The 11,964-nt window shown below is 64.2% G+C and carries 11 protein-coding genes; 5 read left to right on the forward strand and 6 right to left on the reverse strand.

Annotated features, from left to right (window positions below; genetic code table 11):
- Window positions 1–4: 4 nt before the first annotated feature.
- Both JAB1_RS05470 and JAB1_RS05475 read right to left on the reverse strand, forming a co-directional pair.
- A complete protein-coding gene (locus JAB1_RS05470) occupies window positions 5–1,159 on the reverse strand; it encodes an acyl-CoA dehydrogenase family protein (protein WP_034782861.1) in 1,155 nt (384 codons plus the stop codon).
- A 39-nt stretch (window positions 1,160–1,198) separates the two neighbouring features.
- Entirely contained in the window at window positions 1,199–2,023 is an 825-nt protein-coding gene (locus JAB1_RS05475; RefSeq protein WP_070279114.1) for an IclR family transcriptional regulator, read from the reverse strand.
- A gap of 277 nt (window positions 2,024–2,300) precedes the next feature.
- Here JAB1_RS05475 and JAB1_RS05480 point away from each other — a divergent pair, with 277 nt between their 5' ends.
- Together JAB1_RS05480 and JAB1_RS05485 are read left to right on the forward strand one after the other, a co-directional pair.
- Window positions 2,301–4,298: a TonB-dependent receptor gene (locus tag JAB1_RS05480; RefSeq protein WP_070279115.1), complete on the forward strand. Its 1,998-nt coding sequence runs from the start codon at window positions 2,301–2,303 to the stop codon at window positions 4,296–4,298.
- Window positions 4,299–4,328: 30 nt separating this feature from the next.
- Window positions 4,329–4,865: a molybdopterin-dependent oxidoreductase gene (locus JAB1_RS05485; protein ID WP_083299574.1), complete on the forward strand. Its 537-nt coding sequence runs from the start codon at window positions 4,329–4,331 to the stop codon at window positions 4,863–4,865.
- Between the two features lie 52 nt (window positions 4,866–4,917).
- On the opposite strand, the gene JAB1_RS05490 is transcribed toward JAB1_RS05485, so the two are convergent.
- Genes JAB1_RS05490 through JAB1_RS05500 form a run of 3 tightly spaced genes read right to left on the reverse strand, consistent with a single transcriptional unit; the run spans window position 4,918 to window position 7,784 of the window.
- A complete protein-coding gene (locus JAB1_RS05490; RefSeq protein WP_070279117.1) occupies window positions 4,918–5,847 on the reverse strand; it encodes an alpha/beta hydrolase in 930 nt (309 codons plus the stop codon).
- Window positions 5,844–6,710, reverse strand: coding sequence for an alpha/beta hydrolase (locus JAB1_RS05495; protein WP_070279118.1), 867 nt, complete (start codon window positions 6,708–6,710; stop codon window positions 5,844–5,846). Before JAB1_RS05495 ends, JAB1_RS05490 begins: the two co-directional genes overlap by 4 nt.
- A 12-nt stretch (window positions 6,711–6,722) precedes the next feature.
- Window positions 6,723–7,784, reverse strand: a complete 1,062-nt coding sequence (locus JAB1_RS05500) for a sugar phosphate isomerase/epimerase (RefSeq protein ID WP_070279119.1) — start codon at window positions 7,782–7,784, stop codon at window positions 6,723–6,725.
- A 140-nt stretch (window positions 7,785–7,924) separates the two neighbouring features.
- On the opposite strand from JAB1_RS05500, the gene JAB1_RS05505 reads away from it, so the two are divergent.
- A complete protein-coding gene (locus JAB1_RS05505) occupies window positions 7,925–8,530 on the forward strand; it encodes a TetR/AcrR family transcriptional regulator (protein ID WP_070259047.1) in 606 nt (201 codons plus the stop codon).
- A gap of 32 nt (window positions 8,531–8,562) precedes the next feature.
- Here the strand turns inward: JAB1_RS05505 and JAB1_RS05510 are convergent, their stop codons facing one another.
- Window positions 8,563–8,934 (reverse strand): flagellar basal body protein, encoded by a 372-nt coding sequence (locus JAB1_RS05510; RefSeq protein WP_034782850.1) that lies wholly within the window; start codon window positions 8,932–8,934, stop codon window positions 8,563–8,565.
- Window positions 8,935–9,168: 234 nt separating this feature from the next.
- Between JAB1_RS05510 and JAB1_RS05515 the strand changes: the two genes are divergently transcribed.
- Both JAB1_RS05515 and JAB1_RS05520 read left to right on the forward strand, forming a co-directional pair.
- Window positions 9,169–10,290 (forward strand): CocE/NonD family hydrolase, encoded by a 1,122-nt coding sequence (locus JAB1_RS05515; protein ID WP_254671985.1) that lies wholly within the window; start codon window positions 9,169–9,171, stop codon window positions 10,288–10,290.
- A gap of 112 nt (window positions 10,291–10,402) precedes the next feature.
- Window positions 10,403–11,914 carry an NYN domain-containing protein gene (locus JAB1_RS05520; RefSeq protein WP_071653299.1) on the forward strand — a complete coding sequence of 504 codons (1,512 nt, stop codon included), beginning with the start codon at window positions 10,403–10,405 and terminating at the stop codon, window positions 11,912–11,914.
- The last annotated feature ends 50 nt before the right edge of the window (window positions 11,915–11,964 follow it).

An 11,964-nucleotide genomic window follows, 5' to 3' on the forward strand; every position in this document is an offset into this window, starting at 1 on the left:
TCCTTCACTTTTGCGCTGCCTTGATCATGTTGCGGGCGATGACGATCTGCTGGATCTGCGTCGTGCCCTCGTAAATGCGGAACAGGCGCACGTCGCGGTAGAAACGCTCGGCCGCGTATTCGCTGATGTAGCCGGCGCCGCCGTGGATCTGCACGGAGCGGTCAGCGACCCTGCCGCACATTTCGGAGGCGAACAGCTTGCAGCACGACGCTTCTGTCGAAATGTCTTCCTTGTTGTCGCGCCGGCGCGCGGCGTCGAGCACCATGCTGCGCGCCGCGTAGATCTCCGCCTTGCTGTCGGCCAGCATGGCCTGGATCAGCTGGAATTCCGCGATGGGCTGGCCGAACTGCTGGCGCTCCATGGCATACGCGAGGGCATCGGCCAGCATGCGCTCGGCCGCGCCCACGCAGACGGCGGCGATGTGCAGCCGACCTTTGTCGAGCACTTTCATGGCCGTCTTGAAGCCCACGCCTTCCTTGCCGCCGATGATGTTCGCGGCCGGCACACGGCAATTTTCAAAGATGACGTCGCAGGTATGTGCGCCTTGCTGGCCCATTTTCTTATCAATCTTGCCCAGCGAGAGGCCCGGCGTGTCCTTTTCCACGATGAAGGCGGAGATGGCCGAGGCGCCCCGCTTGACGGGATCCGTGCGGGCCATCACGGTAAAAATGCTCGCTTCGGGCGCGTTGGTGATATAGCGCTTGCTGCCGTTGAGGATATAGAAGTCGCCGTCGCGCACGGCAGTCGTGCGCAGGGATGCCGCATCCGACCCCGATCCCGCTTCCGTCAGGGCGAACGAGCCGATGATCTCGCCCGCCGCCAGCTTGGGCAGGTAGTATTGTTTTTGCGCTTCCGTGCCGTCGATAACGATGCCTTGCGAGCCGATGCCGTTGTTCGTGCCGATCAGCGAGCGGAAGGCGGGCGAGGTGCGGGCGATTTCGAACGCGACCCTGACTTCCTCTTCCATGCTCAGTTCCAGGCCGCCGTAGGCTTCCGGGATGGACAGGCCGAACAGGCCCAGTTCGCGCATCTGCGCCACGATGGCGGGCGGGATCGTATCCGTTTCAGCTACCAGCGCCTCGTTCGGCACCAGCACTTCGCGCACGAAACGGGCGATGCTGTCGAGCAGGATGTTCAGGGTTTCTTCGTCGCGTATCATCAGGGTCCTCGGAGGCGATGTTGAGAGGGGGCGCGCAGTCTAACCGCGGCCCAGGTTTTTTTCCACTGTCTTGACCAGGACGACCAGGCGCGGTCCCAGATCCGATTCGAGTTTTTCGCGCGACAGCAGGAAGGCGGGGCCGCCGCAATTGAAGGCCATCACCTGTTCGCCATCGGCACCCAGCATGGGCACACCCACGGCGTGCACGTCGTTCTGCCATTCGCCGGCCGAGATGCAAAAGCCCCGGTCCTGGTAATCCTTGAAGCCTTGTTCGATACCGGCCTTGATGCGGGGCCAGCGTTCCGTCTCGTGCACGCGCGCATGGTCCATCAGGTAGTCGCGTTCGGCCTGCGGCAGGATGCACAGCAGGGCCTTGCCCATGGCCGTCGTCATCAGGGGGATGCGCGAACCGACGTCGAGGCGCAGGGTGACGTTGGCGCTGCTGCGGCACGTTTCCACGTACACCATGCTGAGACGGTCGCGCGTGCCCAGCGAAACGGAGGCCTGCGCATGCTCGGCCAGTTCTTCCATCAGCGGGCGCGCCATCTTGCGTACATCGAGGTTCGACAGCATGCGGTAACCGAGGGCCAGCACGCCGGCACCCAGCTGGTACTTGCCCAGGCTGTCCGAATAATTCAGGTAGCCGAGTTTGGTGAGGGTATAGGTGAGGCGCGAAATCGTCGGTTTCGGAATGCCCGTGCGCCTGGCCATGTCCGCATTCGACAGGAACACTTCGCCGGGGCGAAAGCAGCGCAGTACTTCCAGCCCGCGCGCCAGCGCGTTGACGAACTGGCGGTCCTTGCCTTCCTCGTCGTCGCTGAAGACGATGAGTTCCGGATCTGCTGCGGTCTGAATATTTGTCATATTTGCATTCATTTTCAGGCTCCCTGGAAATCAGTTTGCCTAGCCAAAATCGACGTGTCAACAATTTTGTGAAACATTCGTTCGCACAGCGAAATGCTGCGCTGCATGAATTTTTCTCGGAAAATTGACCTGCGCAGGCGTTTTGGCGCTTGTCGCTTGAGAGTCGTTATATACGTCTGTATATTGCGCTGTTGGGTGACGGCCGCCGCAAGAGTGGCCGCTTTTTTGAGTATCGCTATATGAGACTCTATATAACGACAGTGGAAAGATCGAAACGATGTTGAAACAGGTATTGGCAGGCACCGTGATGCTGGCGCTGGCGCAAATGGCACAGACGGCGCGGGCGCAGCAAACCGCCGACAAGGACGAGGCGGCGCCGTTCGTGCTGGGCACGGTGACGGTGATCGGCCAGCGCGAGCAGGCAGGGCAGATGGAACAGCAGGTGGGGTCGCAAGTGAGCCGCGCCGAGATGCGCCGGTTCAACCGCGACAACGTGGGCGACGCCTTGAACTTGCTGTCCGGCGTGTCGCTGTCGACCAATGCGCGCAATGAAAAAACCGTCGCCATCCGCGGCTTCGACTCTCGCCAGGTGCCGCTGTACATCGACGGCATTCCCGTCTACGTGCCGTATGACGGCTATGTCGATTTCAACCGCTTCACCACCAGCGACCTGGCCGCCATCCAGGTGGCCAAGGGTTTCAGTTCCGTGGCCTACGGCGCCAATACCCTGGGCGGCGCCATCAACCTGGTGTCGCGCAAGCCGTCCGCGCGGATGGAAGGCGATACGTCCATCGGTTTCGGCTCGGGCAGCGAACGCCAGGTGTCGGCCAACGTGGGCACGAACCAGGGCCTGTGGTATCTGCAGGCGGGCGTGTCGTACATCGACAGCGACGGCTTTCCCCTGTCGTCCGATTTCCGCCCGACGGCCACGGAAGACGGCGGCACGCGCAACAATTCCTACCGCAAGGACCATAAACTGTCGTTCAAGGTGGGCCTGACGCCCGATGGCGCGCGGGCGGGCGACGAATATGCGCTCAGCTACTACAAGCAGCATGGCGAAAAAGGCCAGCCGCCATCGACGAATCCCGTCGGCGCGCGCTACTGGCAATGGCCGTACTGGAACAAGGAAAGCGTGTACTTCGTCTCGCAGACGCGCCTTGGCGACGCCGAGCGCCTGAAACTGCGCCTGTACCACGACAGCTATGACAATGAAATCACCTCGTACACGAACGGCAGCTACGCGACCCTGAAGACCAGCGGCCAGGGCAGCGTCAGCGGCGGGCGCAGCATCTATAACGACCGCACGAACGGCGGCGCGGTGGAACTCGAATCGTTCCGCCTGGCCGCGCACAGCCTGCGCTTTGTCGCCAGCTACAAGGCCGACGAGCATCAGGAACTCGACGCCAAGGGCGTGCGCACCACCTGGTACAAGGATGCCCTGTGGACCCTGGGCGCGGAAGACAGCATTGCCCTCAATGCGGCGACGGAACTGTCGCTGGGCGTCTCGCGCAATGCACTGCGTCCGGATACCGTCTACAGCGCCGGCAACGCCTATACCTTGCCGGAGAATCAATCGGCCACGGACATGCAGGCGGGCCTGTTCCACAAGACCAGTCCTGATGCGAGGGTGTACGCTACGGTGGCGCGCAAGTCGCGCCTGCCGACCCTGAAGGACCGCTACTCGCAGCGCCTGGGCACCTATATTGAAAACCCGAACCTGCGCGCCGAGGAGGCGCTCAATTATGAAGTGGGCTACCAGGCAAGCGTGCGCGGGCTGGCGCTCGATGCCGCCCTGTTCTACAGCGACGTGAAGGACAAGATCCAGAGCGTGGCGAATGTGGCGGGCGTGCGCGCGCAGATGCGCAACGCGGGCAGGGCGCATATCAGCGGCGCGGAGCTGGGCTTGCGCGGCAGCGCCGGCGCCTGGCTGGACTTCGGCGGCAACTACACGTATACGGAAATGAAGAACGTCAGCGACCGCGCCATCCGCCTGACGGACGTGCCGCGCCACAAGCTGACGGCGCACGCCGTGCTGCACGCGGCGCGCCAGGTCGACGTGGTGGCCATCGCGGAATCGAACAGCGGGCGCTGGGTCTCGAACACCCTGGAACTGGGCGGCTTTGCCACCGTCAACCTGAAGGCCGTGTACCGGCCCTTGCCGGCCTTGACCCTGGAAGCGGGCGTGAGCAACCTGGCTGACCGCAACTACGCGCTGGCAGACGGTTTCCCCAGCGCGGGCCGCACCTGGCTGGCCAATGCGCAATACCAGTTCTGATTTTTTGATTGTTCCATGAAAGGACACAGCATGTTGAAGAAAATATTCCTTGGTTTTGCTTCGGCCGCCCTGCTGGCGACGGCGCCCGCATGGGCCGGCCCGGCGCCGGCGCGCGAGCATATGAGCCACGCGCTGACCGTGACGGGCGTGGTGGAAACGCCATTGACCTTGAAGGTGGCCGACCTGCGCCAGCTGCCGCCGGCGAATGGCGGCGAGCTTGCCGTCACGCGCCACAACGGCGACAAGGCCGAGACCATTACCAGTTACAAGGGCGTGCGCCTGCGCGATATCCTCGACAAGGCGGCGCTCGATGCGCCGGGCCACAACGACGTCAAGAAACTTGCCATCATCGCCACGGCCACCGATGGTTATGCTGTGGTGTTTTCCTGGAGCGAGCTGTATAACGCGCCGGCCGGCGAGGGCGTGATCGTCTACTACGAGAAGAACGGCAAGGCGCTTGACGAGAGCGATGGCGAGATCGCCCTGATCGCGGCCAGGGATATCCGCACGGGTCCGCGCCACGTGAAGTGGTTGAACCACATCGAGGTGCGCAAGCTGGTGGAATGACACGCAGCTGATGGAAAAAACGCGCCGTGGAGCCATCCCCGGCGCGTTTTTTTTATGCCGCCAGCGCTTGCCGCATGGCCTGGCCCGCCACGTCGAACAGGCCGCGCGCCGCTGGCGTCAAGCCCAGCATGTGCATCGATGCGTGGATCATGCCGTCGAGCTGCACGCATTGCGCCGCCACGCCGTCGTCGCGCAAATACCGCGCATAGGCTTCGCCTTCGTCATGCAGCGGGTCGTACTCGCACACCAGCACGGTCGCCGGCGGCAAGTCCTTCAGCGACGTTGCCCGCAGGGGCGCCGCATAGGGCTGCGCGCCATCAGCCGGCTCGTTCAGATAGGCCGACCAGCAAAAGCGCATGGCTTCCCGCGTCAGCGAATGGCCTTCCGCATAGCGCTGGTAGGATGGCGTGTCGAAGGCAAAATCGAGCGCCGGGTATAGCAGCAGCTGGTGCGCCAGCGCGGGACCGGCCTGGTCGCGCGCCATCAGGGCCGCCGCCGCCGCCAGGTTGCCGCCGGCGCTGTCGCCGCCCACGGCCAGCCGTTTCACGTCGATGCCCAGCGCCTCGGCATGGTCCGCGACCCAGCAGAGCGCCCGATAAAAATCATCGAGCGGCACGGGGAACTTGTGCTCGGGCGCCAGCCGGTAGTCGACGGAAAAGACCACGCAGCCGGTGGCGTTGGCCAGCGCGCGGCACGGATTGTCGTACAGGTCCAGCGAGCACAGACACCATCCTCCCCCATGCGCAAAGACGATGGCCGGCAGCTTCCTGGTCGTATCCGCGCCGGCCGGCACATAGGCGCGCACGGTCAGCGCATGCTCGCCGGGCAGCACGTAATCCTTGATCGACGCGACGTCTTCCAATGGTCCGTGCAGCTGGCGCAAGCCCGTTTCCGTGGCGGCGCGCAGGTCCGCCAGCGAGGCGGGTGGCGGCGCATCCCTTGTCTCTTCCAGCCAGGCGGCGATCAGCGGGTCGAGGCTCATGCGGGTGCTCCGGCCAGGAAGGGCAGCAGGTGGGCGATGAACGCTTCCGGCTGTTCTTCCATGATGAAGTGGCCGCATTCGGCGACGATGGCGCCCTGCAAAATATCGGCCTTGCCCTGCATGGTCAGCAAGGGCGCGTCATTCGTCGCATGGTCGGCGCCGATGGCCAGCACTGGCATGGCCAGGCTCTTTTTCGCCCGCTCGAGGTTTTGCCGGATGGTTTCCGGAATGGCACGGTAGTAGGCGAAGCCGGCGCGCAGGGCGCCCGGCGTGGCATAGGCGTCCGCATACACGTCGACGGCCACCTTGTCGCGGCGGTACGACCAGCGGTCCAGGATGAAGCGGATGTATTCGCGTTCCTTGCCCGCCGTGAGCATCTCCGGCAAATCGAGCACCTGGTTGAACATGAAGTGCCACAGGAAGATGTTGTCGGACGGCGCGACAAAAATCGGCGGCGCCGGCGCCAGGCCTGGAATGACGGCTTCCGTCAGCGCCAGTTTCGTCACGGCCTGCGGGAAATCGCTGGCCAGCGCATAGCCGACCCACATGCCGATATCGTGGCCGACGACATCGTACTGCGCATGGCCCAGGGCCAGCATGGCGCGGTGCAGGGTGGCGGCAACGGCGCCCGTGTCATAGCCGCCGGCCGGGCGTTCCGAGTGGCCGCTGCCGGGCGGATCGATGGCGATCGCCTGGTAGCCCTGGGCGGCCAGGGCCGCCATCACATGGCGCCAGGCATACCAGGTCTGCGGCCAGCCGGGGATCAGCAGCACGGGTTTGCCTTCTCCGGCGATGACGCAATGCAGGCGCTTGCCGTCGATGCGGACGTAGTCGTGGGTGTAGCTGTCTTGATTCTGATGCATGGTGTTTCCTTGTTAGTTGTGCTCGATGCCGAGCAGGGTATTGATCTGCTGCGCGCTGACGGGGGCGCCGGCGAAGTCGTCGAAGATCCTGTCGGTCACGGGAATGATGTGGGCATTGATGAAGGCCACGCCTTCGCGCGCGCCTACTTCCTGGTCCTTCAGGCAGCATTCCCATTCCAGCGTGGCCCAGCCCGCGTAATCGTTCTGCGCCATCTTCGAGAAAATGGCCTTGAAGTCGACCTGGCCATCGCCCAGCGAACGGAAACGCCCGGCGCGGTTTTCCCACGACTGGTAGCCGCCGTAGATGCCTTGCCGCCCCGTCGGATTGAACTCCGCATCCTTCACATGGAACATGCGGATATGGTCCTTGTAGATGTCGATGAATTCCAGGTAGTTCAGCTGCTGCAGCACGAAGTGGCTCGGATCGAACAGCATCTTGCAGCGCGGGTGGCGGCCCACGCGCTCGTAGAACATCTCGAAGCTGATGCCGTCATGCAGGTCTTCGCTCGGGTGGATTTCGTAGCACAGGTTGATGCCCTGTTCTTCGCACACGTCGAGGATGGGCAGCCAGCGGCGCGCCAGTTCGTCGAAGGCCGCTTCGATCAGGCCGGGCGGGCGCTGCGGGAACGGGAACAGGTAGGGCCAGGCGAACGAGCCGGAGAACGTGCCCATGTCGGTCAGGCCCAGGCGCTTCGATGCCATGGCCGCCAGTTTCACTTGCTCGATGGCCCACTCGGTGCGCGCCGCCGGCTGGCCGTGCAGGTGTGCCGGCGCAAAGCTGTCGCACAGCGCGTCGTAGGCCGGGTGCACGGCCACCAGCTGGCCGAGGATGTGCGTCGTCAGTTCGCTGATGACGAGGCCATGGCTGGCCAGCATGGCGACCAGATCGTCGCAGTATTGCTGGCTATGGGCCGCTTGCGCCACGTCGAACAGGCGTGCATCCCAGGCGGGGATCTGCAGGGCCTTGAAGCCCATGCCGGCCGCCCACTCGGCGATGGCGGGCAGGGTGTTGAAGGGCGCCGTGTCGGCGGCGAATTGTGCCAGGTGCAGGCTTGGTCCTTGGATGGTTTTCATATCGGCTCCTATTGTTTGTCGATCGACAAAGAATAGGCGAAATTTTCCCTTCGGTCAAGCCCGTGATGCAAAATAAATCGGGAACGCGCCGTGGGCGCCAGGCGTTATACTGGCCGCCACTTCGCAAGCAGAGGATCGAGATGGCAGGAAGACCGAGGGAATTTGACCGCGCGCTGGCGCTGGCAAAAGCGCGCGACGCGTTCTGGACGCGCGGCTATGAAGGCGTATCGATGGCTGACCTGGTGGCGGCGCTGGGCATCGCCTCGGCGCGCATCTATGCGGCGTTCGGCTCGAAGGAGCAGTTGTTCCGCGAAGCCGTGGAATTGTATGAAACGGGAGAAGGCGCTTTTGCCGTGCATGCGCTGGCGGCCAGCCTGAATGTGCGCGACGCGGTGGCGCGCATGCTGGAAGAAGCGGTGCTGCTGTACACGCGCAGCGGCCAGCCGCAAGGCTGCATGGTGGTCACGGCCGCCACGAATACGAGCGCAGAAAACGCGGGCATCGCCGACTGGCTGGCGCAGCACCGCCGCGCACGCACGCAAGCCGTCATCGAACGCCTGCGCGCGGCGCAGCAGGCGGGAGAATTAAAAGGGGAGGCGGACGTGCAGGCCTTGGGCGACTACTATGCGGCCTTGCTGCATGGCCTGTCGGTGCAGGCGCGCGACGGCATTCCCGCCGAACGGCTGCTGGCGCTGATTGCGCCGGCGATGGCGCCTTTGGTGCTGGAAATGCAAAAACCGGACTAGCGTGTCGATAGTCGCCGTGGATGTTTGCTGCCTCAGGTCTTGACGTCGATCAGGCTGCCCAAGGCCTGGTCGGCCGCCTTGACGACATTCGCCGATAAATTAAAGCCGGCCTTGTAGACGAGGTTATCCGTCAGCTCGGACGCCAGGCCCACGCCGTTCGGCCGGCTTTCCGCCGCCTTGGCCGCATTCGCGTTGGCGCCGCTGACGCTTTCGCTGGCGGCCAGCTTGCGCCCTTCGACGGAGAGGGTGACGCCAGTGCCGGCCGGGCTGGCTTCCTGGAACTCGGCTTGTTGCGGCTGGAAGCCCGGCGTATTCGCATTGGCGATATTGTTGGCGGCCACATCCAGCGCGCGCTGGTTGGCGGTCAGCCCCGAGGTACCGGTGGTGAGGGCGGATATGGACATGGCAACTCCTTCAGAATGCGCCCAGTTTACTCCCGCCAGCGGGAAAAGTGGTTGGTGCAAGGCAACAATTTTTCTTGCAGGCGGTTGCCGCAAAAAATAGGTGCATCACGTAATTTTTTTATATTGTTCTGTGGCATTTCGCTGCCTAGACTGGCAGGGAAGTCATCCACGGAGTCCGCCATTTTTCACCTGTTTCGTCCTCTTTTCCTGGGTTTTCTGCTCTGCCTGCCTTGCTTGCCCCTGAAAGCCCAGCTTGCTCTCTCCCAGTTGCCGCTCGATGTGCGCCTGAACGAGCAGGTCATCATGGTGCCGGCCGGCGACGGCTTGCGCGAGATGCTGGAAACGACGGTGTTCCGTCCAGCCGGCCCCGGCCCGTTTCCCCTGCTGCTGATGAATCATGGCAAGCAGGCCGGCCCGGCCCGGCTGCAGGCGCGCGAGCGCTTCATCTATATGGCGACCGAATTCGTGCGCCGCGGCTATGCGGTGATGCTGCCCATGCGCGCCGGCTTTGCGCGTTCCACGGGCGCCTACCGCGATTTCGGCTGCGACATGCTGGGCAACGCCCAGGGCCAGGCGCGTGACGTGCTGGCCGCGCTGGCCTATGCGCGCCGCCAGAGCTGGGTCGACCCGGAACGCATCGTCGTCGCGGGCCAGTCGTATGGCGGCATGGCGGCACTGGCGCTGGCCACCCGGGTGCTGCCCGGCGTGCGTGGCGTGCTCAATTTTTCCGGCGGCTTGCGCGTCGACATGCCCGGCTGCGACTGGCAAGGGGCGCTGGCCAAGTCCTTCGCCACCATGGGCGCCTACAACCACATCCCCAGCCTGTGGCTGTATGGCGCGAATGACTCGTATTTTTCGCCGGCCCTGGCGCGGCGGCTGTTCAATTCCTTTACCGGATCGGGCGGCCGGGCGCAATTGCTCGCCTATGGTCCGTTCAAGCGCGACGCGCACCTGACCCTGGGCAGCCGCGACGGCGTGGCCGTGTGGTTGCCCGCCACCGAGCGCTTCCTGCGGAAGATCGGCATGCCGGTGCGCCAGGTCTACCGCGTGGCCGAGGCGCCGTCGCCGGCCGCCACGCATTTCGCGCCGCAGGACGATATCGCCGCCGTGCCGTATCTGGAAGAGCAGGGGCGCGCCGCCTACCGCGTCTTCCTGGAGAAAGCCGCGCCGCGCGCCTTTGCCCTGTCGGCCAGCGGCGCCTGGGGCTGGGCCGAGGAGGGCGAAAGCCCCGATGTGCGCGCGCTGGCCTCGTGCCAGCGCCGGAGCAGCCTGCCGTGCCAGCTGTATTCCGTCGATGAAAGCGTCGTTTGGCCGGTCGCCGGCGCCAGCGCGAGCGCCGCCGGCGGCGCGCAATAGGCGGGCTGCGCACGATAGTTGTCGCCGAAACGGGGGATGGGCGAATATACTAGGCGAAAAGGGAGGCGTTGCGCTTCCCGTCCGCCCTTATCATCAGCGAGAATTCACCCTTATGGCGTCATCCCCAGAAAACCTCAGCATGGCCGTGTTTTGCGACTTTGAAAACGTCGCGCTTGGCGTGCGAGATGCAAATTACGAAAAATTCGATATCAAGCCCATCCTTGAACGCTTGCTGCTCAAGGGCAGCATCGTTGTCAAGAAGGCATATTGCGACTGGGACCGTTATAAAAGTTTCAAGGGCACCATGCATGAGGCAAACTTCGAGCTGATCGAAATTCCCCATGTGCGCCAGTCCGGCAAGAATTCTGCCGACATCCGCCTGGTGGTCGATGCGCTGGACCTGTGCTACACCAAGGCCCACGTCAACACCTTCGTCATCATCAGCGGCGACTCCGATTTTTCGCCGCTCGTGTCGAAACTGCGCGAAAACGCCAAGCAGGTGATCGGCGTCGGCGTCAAGCAGTCGACCTCCGACCTGCTGGTGGCGAACTGCGACGAATTCATTTTCTACGATGACCTGGTGCGCGAGAGCCGCCGCACTGCCGCCAAGCGCGACGCGCGCGAAAGCCCTGCTGCGGCCGCCAAGCGTTCGCCGGACGAGGAAGTGCGCCGCAAGGAAAAGTACGAGTCGCGCAAGACGGAAGCGATCGAGATGGCTGTCGAAACCTTCGATGCGCTGGTGTCCGAACGGGGCGACAGCGGCAAGATCTGGGCCTCGATGCTGAAGGAAGCGATCAAGCGCCGCAAGCCCGATTTCAGCGAGTCGTATTACGGTTTCCGTACCTTCGGCAACCTGCTGGAAGAAGCGCAGACGCGCGGCTTGCTGGAATTTGGCCGCGATGAAAAATCGGGCGCCTATGTCTACCGCAGCAGCGGCCTGGTGGCCGTACCCGCTGCCGTGAACGGCGAAGCCGCAAGCGAAGCCATCGTCGCCGGCGAGACGGGCGTGACGGCGGAAGAGGGCAATCAGCGCGAAGGCGGCAGCCGCCGCGATTCGCGCCGCAATGGCCGTGGCGGCCGCAAGCAGAACGAACAACGCCGCGGCGAGTCCGCGCCACAGGCTTTCGTGCCGGTGGCCGACGCGGAAACGGTCGTCGTCGAGCAGTATGCGCCGGCGCCGCAGCCGGAAGTGCAGCACGAAGTGGCCGAAGCCGCCGCCGAAACGGTGGCCGAGGTGGCGACGGAAGAAGGCAACGCCAAGCGCGGTTCGCGCCGCAATGGCCGCGGTGGCCGCAAAAATGGCGATGGCGGGCGTGAAGCGCGTGCCGAAGTTGTCGCCGTCGAGGTGGCGCCGGTGGTCGAAACCATGCCGGAGCCTGTACCTGAGCCTGTACCTGAGCCGGTAGTGGAAGCGAAGCCGAAAGCCAAGCCGCGCACGCCGGCCCGCAAGGCGGCAGCGGCAAAGAAACCGGCCAAGAAGGCGGCTGACGTCGTGGTGGAAGCCGCACCTGTCGTTGAAGCGGCGCCGGTGGAAGTGGCCGTTGTGGCCGAAGACAAGCCAGCCAAGGCGCCGGGCAAGACGCCGGCGCGCCGTCCTGCGCGCAAGAAGGCGGAAGAAGCTTGATTGACACCCCCCCAAGCAGGTACTGGGGTCGGACCCTCAGGGTCCGACCC

This window comes from Janthinobacterium sp. MP5059B, from assembly GCF_001758645.1.
Lineage (GTDB): Bacteria > Pseudomonadota > Gammaproteobacteria > Burkholderiales > Burkholderiaceae_D > Janthinobacterium > Janthinobacterium lividum.

Excerpts from the sequence above, each read along its gene's own strand:
- JAB1_RS05470 (WP_034782861.1), bottom strand. The coding sequence starts at position 1,159 with ATGATACGCGACGAAGAAACCCTGAACATCCTGCTCGACAGCATCGCC.
- JAB1_RS05475 (WP_070279114.1), bottom strand. The coding sequence starts at position 2,023 with ATGACAAATATTCAGACCGCAGCAGATCCGGAACTCATCGTCTTCAGC.
- JAB1_RS05480 (WP_070279115.1), top strand. The coding sequence starts at position 2,301 with ATGTTGAAACAGGTATTGGCAGGCACCGTGATGCTGGCGCTGGCGCAA.
- JAB1_RS05485 (WP_083299574.1), top strand. The coding sequence starts at position 4,329 with ATGTTGAAGAAAATATTCCTTGGTTTTGCTTCGGCCGCCCTGCTGGCG.
- JAB1_RS05490 (WP_070279117.1), bottom strand. The coding sequence starts at position 5,847 with ATGAGCCTCGACCCGCTGATCGCCGCCTGGCTGGAAGAGACAAGGGAT.
- JAB1_RS05495 (WP_070279118.1), bottom strand. The coding sequence starts at position 6,710 with ATGCATCAGAATCAAGACAGCTACACCCACGACTACGTCCGCATCGAC.
- JAB1_RS05500 (WP_070279119.1), bottom strand. The coding sequence starts at position 7,784 with ATGAAAACCATCCAAGGACCAAGCCTGCACCTGGCACAATTCGCCGCC.
- JAB1_RS05505 (WP_070259047.1), top strand. The coding sequence starts at position 7,925 with ATGGCAGGAAGACCGAGGGAATTTGACCGCGCGCTGGCGCTGGCAAAA.
- JAB1_RS05510 (WP_034782850.1), bottom strand. The coding sequence starts at position 8,934 with ATGTCCATATCCGCCCTCACCACCGGTACCTCGGGGCTGACCGCCAAC.
- JAB1_RS05520 (WP_071653299.1), top strand. The coding sequence starts at position 10,403 with ATGGCGTCATCCCCAGAAAACCTCAGCATGGCCGTGTTTTGCGACTTT.